We start from the raw sequence: 20,964 nt of genomic DNA on the forward strand, positions 1-20,964 counted from the left end.
TTTCATCGCTGTCCCACCAACCGAAGGAGAATGTCGATGATTTCCCAACCACGCCGTACGCTGCTCGGTCTCGGCGCCACCGCGACCGGCCTGGCCCTGCTCCCCGCCCCGCGCCTGCTGGCCCAGCCGGCCACCGCCACACCGGCCCTCGATGTCCCCTATGTGCCCACGCCCCAGCAAGTCGTCGACCGCATGCTGAAGCTGGCCAGGGTCAGCAAGAACGACGTCCTGTTCGACCTCGGCTGCGGCGACGGCCGCATCGTCGTGACCGCGGCGAAGGCCCACGGCGCCCGCTGCACCGGCATCGACATCGACCCCGAGCGCATCGCCGAGGCCAAGGAAAACGCCAAAAAGGCCGGCGTCACCGACAAGGTGACCTTCCGCGTCGCCAACCTCTTCGATACCGACCTGTCCTCGGCCTCGGTGGTCACGCTCTACCTGCTGCCGACGATCAACACCCGGCTGCGCCCCCAGCTGTGGAAGCAACTGAAAGTCGGCTCGCGCGTGGTGTCGCATGCCTTCGACATGGGCTCGGAATGGCCGCCGGAAAAGACGGAGACGGTCGACGGCAGGACGATTTATTACTGGACGATTACCGAGGCGCAGAAGAAGGCGGTCAAGGCGTAACTGGCGTACAGCCTCGTCCGGCAGGGCCTCCGGACGGCGCCGCCAGCGCTGCCGCCATCGTTCGCCATTCAAACGGCACGCTGCCTCCGCCCCGGCGGCGTCAGGCCGCGTTCACCCGACGCCCCTGCCCTGCAGGCCGCAATCGCCGCGGCTGCCGCTTGGTCGGCTGAGCTCGCGGCGGCCATCGTCTCTGCTCCGCCTTCAAACGCCCGCGCCGCAGCTGACGTTGGCTAAACTTGTCTAGGCGCTCCCCTCCGACAAACCTTATCCAAGGCATAAGCCAAGCACCTTGGCAACAGCCCGCGCACCACCTGTTGCAAACGAAACATATGCATGTTTTTCGCCGGCGCGCGGCCTCAAGGACCCGGCGACTTCATGGTATCGTTCTCTGAAAAACATGCAGGCTGCGTGCGCGGCCAGGGCTGCCGGCGCCCTGTGGCGCGTGCCCGCCGCATTTGGGGAGTCTTGATGGCGTCCACTGTCCTGCGGCTGCTGCGGCTCGCGCCGTTGCTGCTCGTGTTTGCAAGCCCGCTCCTGCCCGCCATGGCGCCGGCGGCGCCGCTGCGCGTCGTCATGGACGCCAACTATCCACCTTTCGTGCACCGCAACGCCGACGGCAAGCTCGAGGGCTACACAGTCGACGTCTGGCGGCTCTGGCAGAAAAAGACCGGGGTCCCGGTCGAGATGATCCCTGCCAACTGGGGCGAGGTGCAGCCGATGCTGCTGCGTGGCGACGCCGACGTCATCGATCCCATTTTCCAAACCCCCGAGCGCGAGACGCGCCTCGATTTTTCCGGGTCCTACGCCACCGTCACCACCGCGGTCTATGCCGATGCCTCGCTCGGTGCCATCCACGAGATGGCCAGCCTGAAGGGCTTCGAGGTCGCGGTCCAGGCCGACGATGCCTGCGCCGAGCAACTGCGCAAGGCGGGCGTCGGCAAGGTGCGGGTCTTTCCGAGCCACGAGGCGCTGGTCGCGGCGGCGGCCAGCCAGAGCGTCAAGCTGCTGTGCATGGACGAATACTCGGCCGATTACCACCTGTACCGGCTGGGGCTGCAGCGCAGCTACGTCAAGGCCTTCGAGGTCGCGCACGACGAGCTGCGCCGCGGCGTGCGCAAGGGCGACGAGGCGACGCTGGCCCTGGTCGAACGCGGGATGGCGCAGATCAGCAAGGCCGAGCTCGATGCCCTGCACGAGCGCTGGATGGGGCGCCCGCTGGTGTTCACGCGCTACGCCGAACGGCTGGTGCAGGCCCTCGTCGCGCTGGCCTGCCTGGTGCTGGCGCTGGGCGCCTGGCTGGTGACGGTGCGGCGCGCGGTCGGCCGCCGCACCATCGAGCTCGAGCGCGAAAAGGCACAATTGCGCTCGCTGGTGGAGAACAGCCCCGACCTGGTCTGGCTGAAGGACCGCACTGGCGTCTACCTGGCTTGCAACGTGCAGGCGGCCAGGCTGTTCGGCAAGCCGGCGCCCGACATCGTCGGCCGCCGCGACGACGAGCTGTTCGACGCGACGGCGGCGCTGCGCTTCCAGCTGAGCGACGCCGCCGCCCTGCGCGCGGGGCGTCCGGTGACGACCGAGGAAATCGAGGCCTTGCCCGGCGCCGGCGGCACGCGCGTCTTCGAAACCATCAAGACCCCCGTCACCCAGCCGGACGGCACCGTGATCGGCGTGCTCGGCGTCGCGCGCGACATCACCGAGCGCCGCCAGCAGGAGCAGACCATCCGCGAACAGGACCGCCTGCTCAAGGAAATGAGCATGCTCGCCCAGATCGGCGCCTGGGAGATCGACGTGGCGAGCGGCGCCTTCCATTGGACCGAGGAACTGGCACGCATCTACGAGCTCCCCGAAGGCCAGCCGCTCACGTTGGAAACCTGCGCCGCCTGCTTTGGCCCTGAAGACCGCGCCCTGATCGAACGCAGCCTGGAAGAGGCCAGGCAGCACGGCGCGCCCTTCACCCTCGAACTGGAAATGGTGAGCGGCGCCGGCAAGCGCAAATGGGTGCGCTCGATCGCCAGGCCGGTACTGGACGGCGAGCGCGTCGCCAGGCTGCGCGGCACCGTGCAGGACGTCACCCAGCGGCGCGACCTCGAGGAATCGATGCGCATGGCGAACCTGATCTACCAGACCAGCCTGGAAGCCATCGTCGTCACCGACGAGGCCAACCGGATCGTCGACGCCAACCCGGCCTTTGCCCGGCAGAGCGGCGACGCCCTGGCGTCCGTGCTCGGAACCCGGCCGGCCCTGTTCGCCTCGAGCATGCACGACCAGGGCTTCTACGAGCGCGTCTGGCAGGAACTCCAGGAGCACGACGCCTGGGAGGGCGAGATCCTCGACCGCAACGTCGACGGCTCGTTCACGGCCAAGTACGTCAACATGCGCGCGATCCGGCATCCGGACGGGCGCATCTACCGGCATGTCATCCAGTTCCGCGACATCAGCGAACAGAAGGAAAAGGACGAGCTGATCTGGCGCCAGACGAATTTCGACGCCCTCACCGGCCTGCCCAACCGGCGCCTGTTCGTCGACCGCCTGGAGCAGGAGCTCAAGCAGGCCCACGGGGCCGGCCGGGGCCTGGGCGTCATGCTGCTCGACCTCGACCGCTTCAAGGAAGTCAACGACAGCTTCGGCCACGCGAAAGGCGACGCGGCCCTGGTCGAACTGACCCGGCGCATCGAACGCTGCGCGCCCGAAGGCACGACCATCGGCCGCCTGGGCAGCAACATGTTCGCCCTGGTCGTGCGCGAATTCGACGGCCGCACCCACCTGGAGACGACCGCCGAAGCCGTGATCGGCGCGATTGCGGCACCGCTGGTCCTGGGCAGCGAGGGCGAGGCCTACCTCTCGGCCAGCGTCGGCATCAGCGTGTATCCGGACGACGGCGCCAGTGCGGCCGACCTGGTGCGCAATGCGGAAGCAGCCGTCTACCTGGCGAAGAGCGAGGGCCGCGGGCGTTTCCGCTACTTCACCTCCACGCTGCAGCAGCGCGCCCGCAGCAAGCTCGCGCTCACCAACGACCTGCGTCTGGCACTCGGACGCGGCCAGCTGCAGGTGCATTACCAGCCGATCGTCGACGTCGCCGGCGGCCCGGTCCGCAAGGCCGAAGCGCTGCTGCGCTGGTCCCATCCCGAGCATGGCATGATCAGCCCGGCGCGCTTCATTCCGCTGGCCGAAGAGGCCGGGCTCATCGACGAGATCGGCGACTGGGTGATGCGCGAGGCGATCGCCGGCATCGAGCGCTGGCGCCGCGCCTACGGCTACGTGGTGGAAGTGAGCGTCAACGTGTCGCCGGTCCAGTTCGACCGCCGCGGCAGCCTGGCCTGGCTGCAGCGCGTCGTCGGGTCCGGCCTGCCGCCCAACAGCATCACCGTCGAAATCACCGAGGGCCTGCTGGTGAGCGATGCCGAGCAGGTAAAACGCTGCCTCGAAGCCCTGCATGCGGCCGGGGCCAAGGTGTCCATCGACGACTTCGGCACCGGTTTTTCCTCGCTGTCCTACCTGAAGGATTTCGATGTCGACTACCTCAAGATCGACAAGTCCTTCATCAACAACCTGACCGACAACGGCAGCGACAAGGCGCTGACCGAAGGCATCATCGACCTCGCGCACCGGCTGGGCATCGAGGCCATTGCCGAGGGAGTGGAAAGCGCGGCCCAGCGCGACATGCTGGCTGCCTTCGGCTGCGACTATATCCAGGGTTATTTCTATTCGCCCGCCCTCACCCGCGAAGCCTTCGAAGCCTGCCTCGAGCGGCAGATGGTGCATTGACGCTTTGGAGCAGGCGCGCGGATCGTGCGTTGAACCCGGCGCGAAAAGCGCAGAATGGGCTTTTGAACAACGCCAGGAGATGTCCATGAGTCCGCAAGATTCCATGCTGTTGCAGGATTTCCTGAACCAGCTCGTGCAGGTGCGCGGCGTGCCGAAAGACCCGGAGGCCGAGGCGATGATCGCCAGGGCGGTGGCCCAGCAGCCCGACGCCGCCTACCTGCTGGTACAGCGCGCCCTGCTGCAGCAACAGGCGCTGAACAACGCCCAGGCCGAGATCGCCACGCTGCGCCAGCAGGTGCAGGGCGCCGGGCGCACGCCGGAATTCCTCGACCCGAACGCCTGGGGTAACGGCGGCGGCCAGCGGCCGGCCGCGGCGGCATACGGGGGCGCCGCCCCACCACAGACATCCCAGCCATCCCCCTACCCTCCACCGCTTGTCCAGCAGGGCCGGCGCGGCTTCTTCGGCGGGCGCATGGGTGGCATGGGCGGCGGCGGCATGGGCGGCATGGGCGCCCTCGGCACCATCGCCTCGACGGCGGCCGGGGTGGCGGCAGGCGCCTTCCTGTTCCAGGGGCTCGGCAATCTGTTCGACGGCAACAATAACGACGGCAACGGTTTCCTCGGCAACAACGACGCCTTTTCCTCGCTGACGGCGCCGCTCGACAACCTGTCGGACAACAACCTGGGCGCCGCCGACACCTCGAGCAGCTTCGCCGACAGCGGCGTCAGCGAGCACGACTTCTCGAGCGACGGAGGCGACAGCTTCGGCGGCGACGGCTTGGATGGCGGCGACTTCGGCGGCGGGGACGACGGCATGCTCGGCTAGTCCAGAAAGGCCTTGCCTCCACTCGACGGTTGCTCCGTATAAAATAAGGGCACATTTCGTCAAGGGGCAAGGATGTTCGAACTCAGCCAGATTCGCTGCTTCGTTGCGGTCGCCGAAGAGCTGCACTTCAGCCGGGCGGCCGAGCGGCTGAACATGACCCAGCCGCCGCTGAGCCGGCAGATCAGGCTGCTCGAGCACCATGTCGGCGTCCAGCTGCTCGAGCGCAGCAGCCGGACCGTCCGTCTGACCACGGCCGGCAAGGCCTTCTTTCCGGAAGCGGCGCGCATCCTGCGCATCAGCGAGGAAGCCGTGTTCGCGGCACGCCGGGTCGCCAAGGGCGAACAGGGGAATCTTGCCATCGGTTTCACCTCGGCGTCCGGCTATAGCCTGCTGCCGGAGGTCGTGCGCCGCCTGCGCGAGCGCCTGCCGGGGGTGACGCTGGCGCTCAAGGAACTGGTCAGCACGGCCCAGGTCGAGGCCCTCAATGCCGGCGAGCTCGATCTCGGCCTGATGCGCCCCCACCCCATGAACAGCGAGCTCGACAGCGTCCTGATCGCCACCGAAGCCCTGATGCTGGCCATCCCCGAGGCCGAGGCGCCCCTGTGGCCGGCGGAGCCCACGCTGGCCAGCCTGCACGGCAAGCCTTTCGTGATGTATTCGCCCTACGAGGCGCGGCCCTTCTACCAGATGCTCACCGAGCGCTTCGCGCGCGCCGGGGTGGTGCCGGACGTAATCGAGCACATCGGCCAGGTGCACACCATGCTGGCGCTGGTGCGCGCCGGCATGGGCGCGGCCCTGATCGCTGAAGGGGCGTCGCGCCTGCAGTTTGACGGCATCGTCATGCGCAAGATGGCGACCGAACCGGTGGAAATGGTCTGCGCCTTCCGCCGCGACAACGACAACCCGGTGCTGGACGTGTTCCGGCGCGACATCCTGCCGGGTTTTCCGGCGCGGTAAGCGGCCCGACGATTCAATTCCTGAATCAGGTACGTCAGTCTTTGGTTTGATTGTGAATCAATCACCTCCTATGATTGTTTCAACAAAAAGCTTGCCGCAGCGACGGCGACAACAATCACAACAGGAGACGACATGATCCCAGCATTTGCTTTCCCGGTCCGCAAGGCCACCCCCGCATCTGTAGCCATTCCAACCGCCGCCATCCTCCTCTGCATGGGCGCCGCCGCCCAGGCCCAGACCAACGTCGCCATCTACGGCCTGGTCGACGCGGCCATCGTCGGCGAGCGCGGCGGCGTCGGCGGAAACGTCACCAAGATCACCAGCGGCGCCTCGGCCGCCTCGCGCCTCGGCTTCCGCGGCACGGAAAACATCGGCAACGGCGTCTCGGCCTTCTTCAACCTGGAACTGGGCACCAAGATCGACACCGGCGAAATCGATTCGGCCGGCACCATCTTCAACCGCATCGCCCTGGTCGGCATCAAGACCGACGCCGGCGCCGTTGCGCTGGGCCGCCAGTACACGCCTTACCACAACACCCTGGTCAAGGTGATCGACCCGTTCAACACCGGCTACGCCGGCACGGCGAAGAACCTGTTCCCGCACTTCGGCGCGAACATTCGCACCAGCAACACGATCACCTATGCGCCGCCCGTCGTCAGCGGCTTCGACGTCGAACTGGCCTATGCCGCCGGCGAGCAGGCCGACTCCTCGACCAACCGCCAGGTCGGCGGCGCCGTCGGTTATGCGAAAGGCCCGCTGACGCTGCGCGTCGCCTACAACAACCGCCATTCGACGGTGGGAACCGCCAACCTCACCGGCCGCAACCTGCTGCTCGGCGCAAACTACGCGTTCAAGCGGGTGAAGGTCCACGCCGGCTACGGCATCGACCGCGGCCCCGGCAGCGCCCCGCTGGGGAACAACAACAACCCGTACGGCGGCGTGCGGGCGACCCCGTCGACCGACGGCCGCGAAGTGCTGCTCGGCTTCAGCGCCCCGGTCGGCGCCGGCACCCTGCTGTTCTCGACGATGCACAAGGACGACCGCACCGCCTTCAACCAGGATGCCAGTTCATGGGGCATCGGCTACCTGCATTCCCTGTCCAAGCGGACCGGGCTGTATGCGGCCTATGCGCACATCAACAACCGCAACGGCGCCGGCTTCACGGTCGCCAACAATACCGAGGCCGGCACCGGCAACACGGGCTACAACCTGGGCGTGCGGCATACGTTCTGAGGAACACCGGCACGGGCAAGCGGAGCATACCGGCCGTGACGGATGCAGTACGCCTGAACAAGGCAGTCAACACCAGATAGACAGGAGATCGTTGTGGAACACGCAGAAAGCATCAACACTGGGGCGCCGGCGGCCCGCACCGAAGGTAAGCGCGGCGGGACACGCTGGGTCATCCTCGCGATGCTGTTTGCGGTCACCACCATCAACTATGCCGACCGCGCGACGATCTCGATCGCGGGCCCGCAGATGCGCGAGGCCCTCGACCTGAGTCCGGTGCAGATGGGCTTCATCTTCTCGGCCTTTGCCTGGTCCTATGTTTTGGCCCAGCTGCCAGGCGGCTGGCTGCTCGACCGTTTCGGCTCGAAGATCACCTATTTCTTCAGCATCTTCCTGTGGTCGGTGTTCACCATGTTCACCGGCGCGGCCGGCTTCTTCGCGGGCGGCACGGCCGTCCTGGTTTTGTTCGCCCTGCGCCTGCTGGTGGGCGCGGCCGAAGCGCCTTCCTTCCCCGGCAACAGCCGCATCGCGTCGTCCTGGTTTCCCACCCACGAGCGCGGACTGGCGGTGGCCGTGTTCAACTCGGCCCAGTACTTCGCGACCGTGCTCTTCGCGCCGCTGATGGGCTGGCTGGTGCATTCCTACGGCTGGCAAAGCGTGTTCTACGTGATGGGTGGGTTGGGCGTGCTGGTTTCCTTCGTCTGGCTGAAAGTCATCTACGGGCCGCGCGAGCACCCGAACGTTAGCGCCAGCGAACTGAAGTACATCCAGGAAGGCGGCGCCCTGGTCGACCTCGAAAGCGCAGGCCAGAAAGCCCAGGCCAGCCGCGTCCACACTCCCACCTGCATCAAGGAACTTCTGTCGAACCGCATGCTGCTCGGCGTGTACATCGGCCAGTACTGCATCACCACCCTGACCTATTTCTTCCTGACCTGGTTCCCCGTCTACCTGGTGCAGGAGCGCGGCATGACCATCCTGAAGGCGGGCTTCGTGGCCTCACTCCCGGCCGTCGCCGGCTTCCTGGGCGGCATCGTCGGCGGCTGGATGTCCGACCGCCTGAGCCGCGCCGGCTATTCGCTGTCGGTGTCGCGCAAGGTACCGATCGTGACCGGCATGCTGCTGTCGATGAGCATGATCGCCTGTAACTACATCGAGACCGACACCCTGGTCATCGCCGCGATGTCGCTCGCCTTCTTCGGCAAGGGCATCGGCGCGCTGGGCTGGGCGGTCGTGGCCGACACCTCGCCGAAAGAAGCCGGCGGCCTGTCCGGCGCCCTGTTCAACACCTTCGGCAACACCGCCGGCATCACCACCCCGATCGTGATCGGCTACATCGTCCAGCACACCGGCTCCTTCGCCGGGGCCCTGGTCTTCGTCGGCGCGAATGCCGCGGTGGCCATCTTCTGCTACCTGTTCATCGTCGGCGATATCGGGCGCGTGTCGCTCACGAAGTCCCTGGTCGCCAAATAAACATACTCCATCCACACTGAATATTGCGAGCCCACCATGCATACCACCGTCAATAACGCCCCCGTCGTCACCGGCATGCGCGTCGTCCCCGTCGCCGGCCAGGACAGCATGCTGCTCAACCTCTCCGGCGCCCACGGCCCCTGGTTCACCCGCAACATCGTCATCCTCACCGACAGCGCCGGCAACACCGGCCTGGGCGAGGTGCCGGGCGGCGAGAAGATCCGCCAGACCCTGGAAGACGCGCGATCCCTCGTCGTCGGCAAGACCATCGGCGACTACAACGCCGTCCTGAACGCCATGCGCACCGCCTTCGCCGACCGCGATGCCGGCGGGCGCGGCCTGCAGACCTTCGACCTGCGCACGACCATCCACGCCGTGACCGCCGTCGAATCGGCCCTGCTCGACCTGCTGGGCCAGTTCATGAACGTGCCGGTCGCTAGCCTCCTGGGCGAAGGCATGCAGCGCAACGCCGTCGAGATGCTGGGCTACCTGTTCTACGTGGGCGACCGCAACAAGACCGACCTGGCCTACCGCGCCGAGCCGGATGCCGGCGACGCCTGGTTCCGGGTCCGCAACGAGGAAGCCCTGACGCCGGAAGCGGTGGTGCGCCTGGCCGAGGCGGCGCGCGAGCGCTACGGCTTCAACGACTTCAAGCTGAAGGGCGGCGTGCTGAGCGCCGACGCCGAGATGGAGGCCATCGTCGCCCTGCACGAGCGCTTCCCGGAAGCGCGCTGCACGCTCGACCCGAACGGCGCCTGGTCGCTCGAGGAAGCGATCCGCGTCTGCCGCGACAAGCACGGCGTGCTGGCCTATGCGGAAGACCCCTGCGGCGCCGAGAACGGCTTCTCGGGCCGCGAAGTGATGGCCGAGTTCCGCCGCGCCACCGGCCTGCCGACCGCTACCAACATGATCGCCACCGACTTCCGCCAGATGGCCCACTCGATCCAGCTGCAATCGGTCGACATCCCGCTGGCCGACCCGCACTTCTGGACCATGAGCGGCTCGGTGCGTGTGGCCCAGCTGTGCCAGATGTTCGGCCTGACCTGGGGCTCGCACTCGAACAACCACTTCGACATCTCGCTGGCCATGTTCACCCACGTCGGCGCCGCCGCGCCGGGCAAGGTCACCGCGATCGACACCCACTGGATCTGGCAGGACGGCCAGCACCTGACCAAGGAGCCGATGAAGATCGAAGGCGGCATGATCCACGTGCCGGCCAAGCCGGGCCTGGGCATCGAGATCGACGAGGCGGAGCTGGAAAAGGCGCACCAGGCTTACCGCAACATGGGGCTGGGCGCGCGCGACGACGCGGTGGCGATGCAGTTCCTGGTGCCGAACTGGACGTTCAATAACAAGCGGCCTTGCCTGGTGCGCTGAACGCAGGGCCGTCGATCATTCGCGGATGATCGGCGGTGCGTTGAACGCGTGGAGTCGGGACTCCACGCGTTTGGTAAGCGTGCGCACCCGTACCGCCACGGCTCACTCCACCGGCGTGAGCAACGCCTTTCCCTCGAAATGCGCCGCCAGGTTCGCCACCGCCAGCTCGCGCATCGCGCGTCTCGCTTCGACGGTATTGCTCCCCACATGCGGCGCCAGCACCACGTTGTCCATCGCGCGCAAAGCCGGCGGCACCGCGGGTTCGTGCTCGAACACATCCAGCCCCGCCGCACCCAGGCGCCCCTCCGCCAGCGCAGCGACCAGCGCCGCCTCGTCCACCACCGACCCGCGTGCGATGTTCACCAGCGTGCCCTCGGGCCCGAGCGCCTCCATCACCCGCGCATCGATCATCCCCTTCGTGGCTGCCCCGCCGGGCGCGCACACGACCAGCATGTCCGCTTCCTCGGCCAGCGCCAGCAGCGAGGCCGCACGCCGCTCCGGCATAGCCCCCGGGCTGCGCTGGAAGTAGCGGATCTCGACTCCAAAGGGCTGGAGCCGCGCCGCCACCGCCTGCCCGATGCGCCCGAAACCGACGATGCCCGCCACCTTGCCCTTCACGCTGCGCGCCTGCGCCAGCGGCACGCGCGCTTCCCACTGCCCGGCGCGCACATAGCGGTCCAGCATGGGCAGGCGCCGCACCGCCGCCAGCAGCAGGCAGACCGCGAAGTCGGCCACGTCGTCGGTGAGCACGTCCGGCGTATTCGTCAGCGCCACGCCGCGCGCCGCCAGCAGCGGCGCCGGGACGGCATCGACCCCGACGCCATGCACCGCGACGATCTCCAGGCTGGTGAGGCGCTCCAGCAGGGCCGCGTCGATCCCGACGGTGCCGGTGGTCAGCACGCCGCGCACCCGTCCCGCCACTGCATCCAGGCGTGCCGCCTTTTCGTCGTCGGCGAGCGGCGCCAGGAAATGGCAGAGGAACTGCTCTTCCAGCTGCATGCGTGTTTCAGGCGGCCATACGTTGCCGAGTACGAGGATGTCCGGTTTCATCGTGGGTCCATGCTGTGCTTGTGAGCCCTCGAGTATAGAGTCTCAGCCTCGTTCCCGTGCGAGGGTATGGGATAATCGCGCCCTGACCCCACTGCCCTCACCATGACCCTGACCATCTCCCGGATCCTGCACGCCGGTTACGTCTTCGAATGCGGCGATACGCGCATCGCCTTCGATCCGATCTTCGAGAACCCGTTCAGCCGCAACTGCCACGCCTTCCCGGCCGTCCGCTTCGACCAGGAGGCCATCCGCGGCACCCGTTTCGACGCCGTCTTCATTTCGCACTTCCATGACGACCACTGCTCGCTCGAGAGCCTCGACCTGCTCGACCGCCGCACGCCCATCCACATCTACTGCCTGTTCGAGGAACTGTTCGCCATGGTGCGCGAACTGGGCTTCGCCGACGTGCGTCCGCTGACCATCGACCTGCCGGTCGACGTCGGACCCATCGTGGTCACGCCGCGCGCTGCGCTCGACGCCGAGGTCGACTCGATGTTCCAGGTGACGGCCGCCGGGCTGAACGTGCTCAACGTCGTCGACTCCTGGATCGACCCCGAGGGCCTGGAGACCCTGGCGCGCTACGCGCCCTGGGACATGGTGCTGTGGCCCTTCCAGACCATGCACGAGATCGAGGTGCTCTCGCCCTCGCGCGCCACGCCGGCGCCGCCTGAACTGCCGGCGGACTGGATCGAACAGCTGGCGGTGCTGCAGCCGCGCTACGTGGTGCCGAGCTCCTGCCAGTTCCTGCAGGAGCCGTGGTCCTGGTACAACGAGGCTTTCTTCCCGATCAGCTACCGCCAGTTCGGGCAGCAGGTCGAGGCTGCACTCCCTGGGGTCCGGGTGGTGCGCCTCGCCCCCGGCGTGTCGGTAGTGCTGGAGCAAACCGGCCTGCAGCCTGCCGCGCGCCTGCCCTGGGTGATCCCGGTCGGCGAGCAGGACGTCGACTACTGCTACGACCCGCAGCTGGTGCCGCCGGCCACGGCCGACATCGCGCGCCGTTTCCCGGCCCTGACCGATGCGCAGGCCGCGCGCGTGAACGCTTACCTCGACGCCGGCCTGCTCGCCACCTACCGCAGCATGGAACTCCCGGAGGACAGCTTTTTCGAGAAGCCGCGCACCTGGCAGCTGACGGTGTTCGACCACACCGGCGCCGCCACCCGCCGCCGCTACCGCGTAGAGGGGGACACCATCGCCGCCCTTCCCCTCGATGCCGGCGCGCCGTCCTGGACCACCGAGGTGGCCATCGCCAAGCTGTACGCGGCGCTCGCACTGGGCGAATCCCTCACCTCGATGTACATGCGCATCAACGACACGGTCTTCGATGCCGAGACCGAACGCGACCTGGCAACTAGCGACCTGGTCGACGATCCCCTGATCCGCTGCCTTTTCGACGGCGCTTTCGGCGCCTACCAGGCCGCGCAATTGCGCCGGCTGAAAGAACGAACATGACCACCGCCACGACCACGCCCTCCGCACTTCCCTTCCGCGCCACGGCCGCCCAGGCCTGCGCCTGGCTCGCCGCTACCACCGGCACGCCCTGGACCCTGGCGCGCCTGCTGGAAGCGGGCCTGACCCCATATGTCTGGCTGGATTACGACGCCGCGCACGCCGAGCTCTTCGGCGACGCCAACGGCGGCTATGCGGCGCCGATCTTCTTCGACGCCGACATCGCGCGCCTGGCCGCCGGCAGCGAGGACGTCCTGATCACCATGACGAAGGACGTCTACCGCTTGCCCGTGAAGCTGCCGGCCCCGGGCTTCCGGCGTGCACTGGACGAGCTGCGCTTCCTGAAGAAGGAAGTCGAGCGCCTCCCCGCGAAGCTCGAACGCGAGGCCGCGCCGCCGCCGCCGCCGGCACCCGCGGCCGAATCGACGCTCGGGATCGACAAGGGCCAGGTGCTGGCTGCCTTCGGCCAGATGGTACGGATCGACCTGGAGGCGGCGCTGGCGGGCGGCGGGGGCATGTTCGGCGACGACGGCGCCCGCATCAAGGGCGGCGCGCGCAAATCGAAGAACAAGGCCCTGTGGAACCCGGTGACGCTGGCGCTGGGCCTGAACGACGTGTACCGGGTGCCGGTGTCGCGCCTGACGAAGGCGTTCCGGGCGCACGACTTCCTGTTTCCCTGGCTCGAGTCCTGGGAACAGAGCCTGCGCCTGTTAGGGAAATAAGCTAGGCCGCTGCCAGTTCCGCCTTCGCCGCCAGCACGCGGCGCAGCGCATTCTCCGGGTCGAGGCCCGACATCAGGAGATTGATGATCTCCTTCTTGTCCTCGCCCGTCACTTCCTTGCAGGCCTCGCGGTGGGCGCAGAAATACGCATACCAGGTCACGTCGGCCGGGCGCTCCTTGCGCGGCTTGAGGCGTTTCGGCACCGCCGCGCGCGCCTCCCCGGCGTAGGCGGCCACGCGCGCATCGAGGCCGGCCCCGGCCCAGTCGAATGCAGCCGCCGCCTGCCGTTCCGGTTCAGGCGCGCCGCCGGCGGCCGGATGCGCCACCAGCGCCGCCAGGTTGGGAAAACCGTTGGCGCGGCAAAACTCCTCGACAAAACGCAGCTTCATGGCCAGGCCCACGGGCACCGCGCGGTCGACCGCCGCGTCCTTCGGATGGCGCAGGCGCGTCAGCGTGAGCAGGTCGGCCGGGCCGATCGCCGCGCCCTGCGCGGCGCGGGCGTGGTGCGCGAGGGCGTCGACCAGTTTGATGGCGACCTCGATGTCGCCGAAAGTGAGTTGTTTGCTGGTGTCGATGCCGGCCTCCGGAAGGTGAATGGGGTGCCGCATCCGGGGCAACTTAGCAGGCCCAAAACGGTCTGAAGTATCGGAACAGCATGGGAACAACGCGTGGGCAATCGTGGTTTTCCCTTAGTTGCAAATCATATCATTTACTGGTACAACCCATCATGCGTACATATCGGACAACCAGAGAGCGCAGAGCCCGGTTTCGCGAGCAATCGGGGGCACAATCCGGCAGATCCGTTCGCACGACTCGCTGATACTTAAAACCAGAAGCTACAGGAGACACCGATGAAATTCACCCTCACGTGCGCCGCCGCGTGCCTCGCCATGTTCGGCAGCACCATGGCCCATGCCCAGTCCTACCCCACCAAGACGATCACCATGATCGTGCCGTTCGCCGCGGGCGGCCCGACCGACACCGTCGCCCGCCTCGTCGCTCAATCGATGGGCAACAAGCTCAAGCAGACGATCATCGTCGAGAACGTCAACGGCGCCGGCGGCACCATCGGCGCGGCGCGTGCGGCCAAGTCCGCCCCGGACGGCTACACGCTCTTCCTGCACCACATCGGCAACAGCACGGCGCCTTCGCTCTACCGCAAGCTGCCGTACGACACCGCAACCGCCTTCGAGCCGATCGGCCTCATCACCGACGTGCCGATGACCATCGTCGCCCGCGGCGACTTCCCGGCAAAGGACATCAAGGAATTGCTGGCTTATGTGAAAGCCAACAAGGACAAGGTGACCTACGCCAACGCCGGCGTCGGCTCGGCCTCGCACCTGTGCGGCATGCTGTTCATGACCGCCATCGGCACCGACCTGACCACGGTTCCCTACAAGGGCACCGGCCCGGCGATGAACGACCTGCTCGGCGGCCAGGTGGACATGATGTGCGACCAGACCACCAACACCACCAGCCAGATCAAGAGCGGCAAGGTCAAGGCCTACGCGGTCACCACCAAGACCCGCGTGCCGTCGCTGCCGAACCTGCCTACCCTGAATGAATCCGGCCTGGCTGGCTTCGAAGTGGCGGTTTGGCACGGCCTGTATGCACCGAAAGGCACCCCGAAGCCGATCATCGACACGCTCTCGGGCGCCCTGAAGGTTGCCCTCAAGGACCCGGTCGTGAAGCAGCGCTTTGCCGACCTCGGCACCGAGCCGGTCGCCGAAACCCGCGCGACTCCGGCTGCGCTCAATGCGCACCTGAATTCGGAAATCGCACGCTGGGCGCCGATCATCAAGAAAGCCGGCGTCTACGCCGACTGATCCACCGTACCGAAGTCGTTTTACCCAGGCAGGGAACCCGTTTCCCGGCCTGGGCTTCGTAGTGCAGGTTCCGCCGCCCGGCTTGCATGCGGGTGCGCGGGATGAACAAGAACATCCGCAATACAGGGAACAAAGGGGACTGCTGTGCCATCAATCATCCGCCATCCGAAAGACTTCTGGATCGGCATCATCTTCATGTTTTTCGGAATCGCCGCGGTCTTCATCGCCCGCGACTATTCGATGGGGACCGCCGGCCGCATGGGCCCGGCCTACTTCCCGAGCGTGCTGGGCGGCCTGCTGGCCCTGGTCGGGCTGATCGGGGTGATCCGCTCCTTCCTGCGTCCCGGCGAGGCCGTCAGTAAATTCCACGTCAGGAACCTGCTGCTGGTCCTGGTGGCCGTGCTCCTGTTCGGCTTCCTGATGCGCGGCGCCGGCCTGGTACCTGCCGCCCTCGTCCTGATCGTGATGAGCGCCTACGCCAGCCCGAAGTTCACCTGGGGCGCCACGCTGCTGCTGGCCGTCGGTTTGACAATTTTCGCCGTCCTTCTCTTCGTCAAGCTGCTGGGCTTGCCGATTGCGATCTTCGGCCCTTGGTTGGGATTTGAGTAAATAAAAACATGGAAATCTTTGCTAACCTCGGACTAGGCCTGGAAACGGCCTTCACCCTCACCAACCTGATGTACTGCCTGATCGGCGTGTTCGTCGGCACCGCCGTCGGCGTGCTGCCGGGCCTGGGACCGGTCGCCACCATCGCGATGCTGCTGCCGGCCACCTTCGGCCTGCCGCCGATCGCGTCGCTGATCATGCTGGCCGGTATCTACTACGGCGCCCAGTACGGCGGCTCGACCACGGCCATCCTGGTCAACCTGCCGGGCGAATCGTCCTCGGTCGTGACCGCCATCGACGGCCACGTCATGGCGCGCAACGGCCAGGCCGGCAAGGCGCTTGCCACCGCCGCGCTCGGTTCCTTCTTCGCCGGTTCGGTCGCCACCGTCCTGCTGGCCCTGTTCGCGCCGCCGCTGGCCGACATGGCGCTGCAGTTCGGCCCGGCCGAATACTTCTCGCTGATGGTGCTGGGCCTGGTGGCCTCGGTTGTGCTGGCCAGCGGCTCGCTCCTGAACGCGATCGGCATGGTCTTGCTGGGCCTGCTGCTGGGCCTGGTCGGCACCGACGTCAACTCCGGCGAGCAGCGCTATACCTTCGACTTCCCGCAGATCGCCGACGGCATCAACTTCGTCATCGTCGCCATGGGCATGTTCGGCATCGGCGAAATCGTCCGCAACCTCGAGCACGACGAGACGCGCCAGCTGATGATGAAGAAGGTCTCCGGCCTGATGCTCAGCAAGGAGGACTTCAAGCGCATCATCGCGCCGGTCTTCCGCGGCACCATCCTCGGTTCGGCCCTCGGCATCCTGCCGGGCGGCGGCGCGATGCTGGCCTCCTTCGCTTCCTACTCGATCGAAAAGAAGGTGTCGAAGAACGCGGCCAATTTCGGCAAGGGCGCCATCGAAGGCGTCGCCGCGCCGGAAGCGGCGAACAACGCCGGCGCCCAGACCTCGTTCATTCCGATGCTGACCCTCGGCATCCCGTCGAACCCGGTGATGGCACTGATGATCGGCGCCATGATCATCCAGGGCATCCAGCCCGGTCCCGCCGTCATGACCGAGCAGCCGACGCTGTTCTGGGGCCTGATCGTGTCGATGTGGTTCGGTAACTTCTTCCTGGTGCTGCTGAACCTGCCGATGATCGGCCTCTGGGTCAAGATGATCTCGGTGCCTTACCACCGCCTGTATCCGGCCATCCTGATGTTCTGCTCGATCGGCGTGTTCAGCCTGAACAACAGCGAATTCGACGTCTGGCTGATGGCCCTGTTCGGCCTGTTCGGCTACATCTGCGCCAAGCTGGGCGCGGAGCCGGCGCCGATGCTGCTGGGCTTCATCATCGGCCCGATGATGGAAGAATACCTGCGCCGAGCGCTGCTGCTCTCGCGCAGCGACCCGATGGTGTTCGTCGAGCGTCCGATTAGCGCGACCATGCTGTTCCTGGCGGTTGCCGCCATGGCGGTGGTGCTGCTGCCGTCGCTGCGCAAGAAGCGCGAAGAGGCCTTCCACGAGGACGAATAACGCAGGCAGACATACCGGCGCAAGCCGGCATCCGAAAGCAGGCCTCCGGCCTGCTTTTTTTATGCCCGTGTCTGGCCTGGAAAACCGCCTGGACTGCCGTGTGTTCCATTCTGCGACAAAGAACTTGAGTACCGCGCTAGGACATGTCCATAAGTGCAAGGTTCTGTGTGATAATTTATGTTTCCAAGAAGAACGACCGTTTGTCATATGCGGTCGCGCGAATGCGGTACACGTGTCCGGTGCGGAACGTGGGTGGCGTGGATCAGAAAGTGCGTATGAACAAGCGGGAAACTCGCTCGGAGACATCATCGCGTGAGTGAAATCAAAACATTTTTGCTGATGCTTGCCATCGGCAACCTCACCTACGCGGTGTTAATGGCTGGCTACCTGCGCGCCGGCAATTCCCATGCGTCGATGCAGGTCTGGACCTGGTCCAAGGCGGTCGAGGGCTGCGCCTACGTCGCATTCTGGCTCCGCCCCGACCTGGCCAACGCGCCGTCCTTCACCCTGCTGGTGCTGCTGTCGAACGGTCTGCTGATCGCGGCCGCGATCGGGCAGATCAGCGCCTACTGCATGTTCCTCGGCTACCGCTGGCAGGGGCGCTTGCGCGTGCTGGCGGTGCTGGCCGAACTGCTGCTGGTCGCGGCCGTGGCGATGCAGGCGACGCCGCCCCAGCTGGCGGTACTGATGTCGCTGATCATCGCCCTGCTCGCCGGCCTGGCCGCCTATATCCTCTTTGGCGAACTCCGCAAACTGGCGATCCTGCGCTGCGTCATCGGCATCCCCAACCTGTTGATCGCCATGGCTTTTGTAGGACGCGCCTATGTCGGCGCCAGCGGCGGCACGCTGACCGTGTTCTCGCCGGGCCCGACGCAGACGATGATCTACCTGGGCGCCTACCTGCTGCTGATCGTGAACGGCTTCGGCTTCCTGCTGCTGTGCAAGCAAAAGGACGAGCGCAAGCTGCGCGCACTGGCCACGACCGACAGCCTGACGGGGCTGGTCAACCGCTACGCCTTCATGCAGGAGGCCGAGCGTGCCCATTCGCTGGCCATCCGCTCGCGCCAGCCGCTGACGCTCATGATGATCGATATCGACCATTTCAAGCAGCTCAACGACCGCCATGGCCACGCCTCTGGCGACCAGGCCCTGTGCGTCTTTGCCGCCGCCGCCGAGCGCACGTTGCGCAAGCACGACCTGCTGGGACGCCTGGGCGGCGAGGAATTTGCGGTGCTGCTGCCCGGCACCGGCCTTGCCGAAGCGCTCGAGGCGGCCGAGCGGCTGCGTCTCGCGGTGGCGGGCGCCTCCGTCGAACTCGCCGAGGGACAGCACGCCATGACCGTCAGCATCGGCGTCGCCCAGCTGTTCGACAACGAGAACGTGGGCGCGGCACTGGTGCGCGCCGACCGCGCCCTGTACCGCGCCAAGCGCAACGGCCGCGACCGGGTCGAGGCGCATGCCTCGCACCTGTCCCCCTTTGCGCCCGATGGCGTGGAAGCCGCTGCGCCGCCGCCCTGCGCGGTCTGAAAGCCTGCGATCGGGCGCGGCAACGGCAGTCAACTGAGCCAGCCCGGTCGAAATACGCTACCATTCCGACCTGAACCATTCTACGGCGTCGGCCAGGTGCGCTTGCCTGCGCCGTGCGCCGGTGCCGCCTATCCGCCGCGAGGCAGGCCGTCGACCGTGCCGCCTCCGGACAAGAAAGTCCTCACTTGTTTACCGTCCTTACCCTCGACATGGGGGCCGCCATGAAGACCCTCGTGCTCACGCTCGACCTGATCGGCACCTTCGTCTTCGCCCTCAGCGGCGCCACCGCCGGCGCCCGCCGCCGCCTCGACATCTTCGGCGTGCTGGTGCTCTCTTTTGTGGCCGCCAACTCGGGCGGCATCGTGCGCGACCTCCTGATCGGCGCCACGCCGCCGGCCGCGATCAGCGACTGGCGCTACCTGGCCGTCTCGCTGCTGGCCGGCGTCCTCATCTTCTTCTGGTATCCCATCATCAACCGCCTGCAAAGCCCGGTGCTCTTCTTCGACAGCGTCGGCCTGGCCCTGTTCTGCGTGGCCGGCGCCCAGAAGGCCCTGGTGTTCGGCCTGGAGCCGGTGATGGCGGCCCTGCTCGGCATGCTGACCGGGATCGGCGGCGGCATTGCGCGCGACGTGCTGCTCTCGAACGTGCCAGCCGTGTTCCGCTCGAATATCTATGCGGTGGCCGCCCTCGCCGGCGCCGCCGTCGTGGTCCTCGGCGACGCCCTGCAGCTGCCGACCACCGCAACCGCCCTGGCCGGCGCGGCCCTGTGCTTCGGCCTGCGGATGGCGGCGGTGCGCTACGACTGGCACCTGCCCCGGGCGAGGTCGCCCGAGCATGCGGAGGGACAGCGCGAGGTGGATGAGCGGGACGATAATCGCTGAGGCGCGGGCTGCAAGGTTGGCCGAAGCACTGCTCCGGACGAATCAGCGGCCGGCGCCGGCATCCCCGGTCGACATGGCGATCCCGTGCTGGATATCGCCCAGGAAGTCCAGCGCGTCGCCACCGTAGATGGCGCTCGGCGCCGCAAGCTCGACCAGGCAGGCCAGCATCTGGCCGAACCACGCCGGGTCGGTCCCGCGCTGCTCCAGGCCGTGGGCTTCGGCCAGGTAGTGCACGGCGCGGGTGATGAGGTTGGGGTCGAGGCCCTGGCCGACCACATAGTCGAGCTGGCGCAGGGCGATCTTCTCGAACTGATGGGCGAGCGTTTCCGCGATGTCGGGCGAGACCTGCATCGCGCCCGGATAGACGCACCTGGCGAGCGCATGGCACGCCTCGCTGAGCGCAGCCTGGCGAAACTCGATCAACTTGTTCTCCTCTTAAGACCGGCTTTCATTATCGCACGCGTGCGGCCCGCCCAATGGGGGCGTACCGAGCTGTCGAGCTCGCTGATGAACAGGCGCCGCGGCGCCATCCCTACGCGCCGTTTTCACCGCCGTAGCGACTAGATGCCCGCGGAACGCGAAGCAGGCATCAACGTTCGGGTCTGCCAGGGCTGCAGGTGTAGCCGTCCACCTACGGGCCGCTGACGTAGGGTTGAGTCCCGACTCCACGCGTTGTACCATTCGATCACCCGGCGGCGTCACACCAAGACCGCGAGCGAACGAATCCAGACGCCCAAGGGTCCAGACGAAAAAAAACCCGCTCAGATCACTGAGCGGGTTTTTCTCTATAACTAGCCTGACGATAACCTACTTTCACACTGGTTGCAGCACTATCATCGGCGCAAAGTCGTTTCACGGTCCTGTTCGGGATGGGAAGGGGTGGGACCGACTTGCTATGGTCATCAGGCTTGACTTGTACGAATGGCGCTCGCTGGTGCAAACGTCATCCGGAATCTGGAGGAAGTAAAGTTCGGGTAGCAGCCGTATCAACAAACAGCGCTGTATTCTTATTGAACTATGACCTGCTAAGGTTATAGGGACAAGCCGTACGGGCAATTAGTACTGGTTAGCTTAATGCATTACTGCACTTCCACACCCAGCCTATCAACGTCCTGGTCTCGAACGACCCTTCAAGGAG

17 protein-coding genes and 2 rRNA genes are annotated in these 20,964 nt (G+C 66.7%); 14 read left to right on the plus strand and 5 right to left on the minus strand.

Annotated elements, in window-relative coordinates; translation table 11 throughout:
* Positions 1–36 precede the first annotated feature (36 nt).
* The 7 genes from ACWCIA_RS13775 (at position 37) to gudD (ending at position 10,252) form a co-directional block, all read left to right on the plus strand.
* A complete protein-coding gene (locus ACWCIA_RS13775; RefSeq protein ID WP_454164105.1) occupies positions 37–627 on the plus strand; it encodes an SAM-dependent methyltransferase in 591 nt (196 codons plus the stop codon).
* Positions 628–1,095: 468 nt separating this feature from the next.
* On the plus strand, positions 1,096–4,392 hold the full coding sequence (locus ACWCIA_RS13780; RefSeq protein ID WP_454164107.1) for an EAL domain-containing protein: 3,297 nt from the start codon (positions 1,096–1,098) through the stop codon (positions 4,390–4,392).
* An 85-nt stretch (positions 4,393–4,477) separates the two neighbouring features.
* On the plus strand, positions 4,478–5,218 hold the full coding sequence (locus ACWCIA_RS13785) for a DUF2076 domain-containing protein (protein WP_454164109.1): 741 nt from the start codon (positions 4,478–4,480) through the stop codon (positions 5,216–5,218).
* Between the two features lie 72 nt (positions 5,219–5,290).
* The gene (locus ACWCIA_RS13790) at positions 5,291–6,175 is read left to right on the plus strand and encodes a LysR substrate-binding domain-containing protein (RefSeq protein WP_454164111.1); all 885 of its coding nucleotides are present in this window, start codon (positions 5,291–5,293) and stop codon (positions 6,173–6,175) included.
* Positions 6,176–6,307: 132 nt separating this feature from the next.
* Positions 6,308–7,408 (plus strand): porin, encoded by a 1,101-nt coding sequence (locus ACWCIA_RS13795; protein ID WP_454164113.1) that lies wholly within the window; start codon positions 6,308–6,310, stop codon positions 7,406–7,408.
* 180 nt (positions 7,409–7,588) lie between these two features.
* The gene (locus tag ACWCIA_RS13800) at positions 7,589–8,875 is read left to right on the plus strand and encodes an MFS transporter (RefSeq protein WP_454164145.1); all 1,287 of its coding nucleotides are present in this window, start codon (positions 7,589–7,591) and stop codon (positions 8,873–8,875) included.
* Between the two features lie 36 nt (positions 8,876–8,911).
* Positions 8,912–10,252 (plus strand): glucarate dehydratase, encoded by a 1,341-nt coding sequence (gene gudD / locus ACWCIA_RS13805; protein WP_454164115.1) that lies wholly within the window; start codon positions 8,912–8,914, stop codon positions 10,250–10,252.
* A gap of 102 nt (positions 10,253–10,354) precedes the next feature.
* Here the strand turns inward: gudD and ACWCIA_RS13810 are convergent, their stop codons facing one another.
* Positions 10,355–11,302, minus strand: a complete 948-nt coding sequence (locus ACWCIA_RS13810) for a 2-hydroxyacid dehydrogenase (protein WP_454164117.1) — start codon at positions 11,300–11,302, stop codon at positions 10,355–10,357.
* 102 nt (positions 11,303–11,404) lie between these two features.
* Between ACWCIA_RS13810 and ACWCIA_RS13815 the strand changes: the two genes are divergently transcribed.
* Together ACWCIA_RS13815 and ACWCIA_RS13820 are read left to right on the plus strand one after the other, a co-directional pair.
* Positions 11,405–12,751 (plus strand): MBL fold metallo-hydrolase, encoded by a 1,347-nt coding sequence (locus tag ACWCIA_RS13815; protein WP_454164119.1) that lies wholly within the window; start codon positions 11,405–11,407, stop codon positions 12,749–12,751.
* The gene (locus tag ACWCIA_RS13820; RefSeq protein ID WP_454164121.1) at positions 12,748–13,470 is read left to right on the plus strand and encodes a hypothetical protein; all 723 of its coding nucleotides are present in this window, start codon (positions 12,748–12,750) and stop codon (positions 13,468–13,470) included. The genes ACWCIA_RS13815 and ACWCIA_RS13820 overlap by 4 nt, the downstream gene beginning before the upstream one ends.
* A 1-nt stretch (position 13,471) precedes the next feature.
* Here the strand turns inward: ACWCIA_RS13820 and ACWCIA_RS13825 are convergent, their stop codons facing one another.
* Positions 13,472–14,077 carry a hypothetical protein gene (locus ACWCIA_RS13825; RefSeq protein WP_454164122.1) on the minus strand — a complete coding sequence of 202 codons (606 nt, stop codon included), beginning with the start codon at positions 14,075–14,077 and terminating at the stop codon, positions 13,472–13,474.
* Positions 14,078–14,320: 243 nt separating this feature from the next.
* On the opposite strand from ACWCIA_RS13825, the gene ACWCIA_RS13830 reads away from it, so the two are divergent.
* The 5 genes from ACWCIA_RS13830 to ACWCIA_RS13850 all read left to right on the plus strand — a co-directional run bounded on the left by ACWCIA_RS13830 (position 14,321) and on the right by ACWCIA_RS13850 (position 19,826).
* On the plus strand, positions 14,321–15,295 hold the full coding sequence (locus tag ACWCIA_RS13830) for a tripartite tricarboxylate transporter substrate binding protein BugD (RefSeq protein ID WP_454164123.1): 975 nt from the start codon (positions 14,321–14,323) through the stop codon (positions 15,293–15,295).
* A 144-nt stretch (positions 15,296–15,439) separates the two neighbouring features.
* A complete protein-coding gene (locus tag ACWCIA_RS13835; RefSeq protein ID WP_454164125.1) occupies positions 15,440–15,904 on the plus strand; it encodes a tripartite tricarboxylate transporter TctB family protein in 465 nt (154 codons plus the stop codon).
* 8 nt (positions 15,905–15,912) lie between these two features.
* Entirely contained in the window at positions 15,913–17,418 is a 1,506-nt protein-coding gene (locus ACWCIA_RS13840) for a tripartite tricarboxylate transporter permease (RefSeq protein WP_454164127.1), read from the plus strand.
* 312 nt (positions 17,419–17,730) lie between these two features.
* The gene (locus tag ACWCIA_RS13845) at positions 17,731–18,945 is read left to right on the plus strand and encodes a GGDEF domain-containing protein (protein WP_454164129.1); all 1,215 of its coding nucleotides are present in this window, start codon (positions 17,731–17,733) and stop codon (positions 18,943–18,945) included.
* A 185-nt stretch (positions 18,946–19,130) separates the two neighbouring features.
* The gene (locus ACWCIA_RS13850) at positions 19,131–19,826 is read left to right on the plus strand and encodes a trimeric intracellular cation channel family protein (protein ID WP_454164131.1); all 696 of its coding nucleotides are present in this window, start codon (positions 19,131–19,133) and stop codon (positions 19,824–19,826) included.
* 42 nt (positions 19,827–19,868) lie between these two features.
* Here the strand turns inward: ACWCIA_RS13850 and ACWCIA_RS13855 are convergent, their stop codons facing one another.
* From ACWCIA_RS13855 to ACWCIA_RS13865, 3 genes are all read right to left on the minus strand, one after another.
* Positions 19,869–20,249, minus strand: a complete 381-nt coding sequence (locus ACWCIA_RS13855; protein WP_454164133.1) for a hypothetical protein — start codon at positions 20,247–20,249, stop codon at positions 19,869–19,871.
* 371 nt (positions 20,250–20,620) lie between these two features.
* Positions 20,621–20,733: ribosomal RNA gene (gene rrf / locus ACWCIA_RS13860) — 5S ribosomal RNA — on the minus strand.
* Positions 20,734–20,861: 128 nt separating this feature from the next.
* A 23S ribosomal RNA gene (locus ACWCIA_RS13865) occupies positions 20,862–20,964 on the minus strand; the annotation flags it as partial.

The organism is Massilia sp. SYSU DXS3249 (assembly GCF_053668055.1).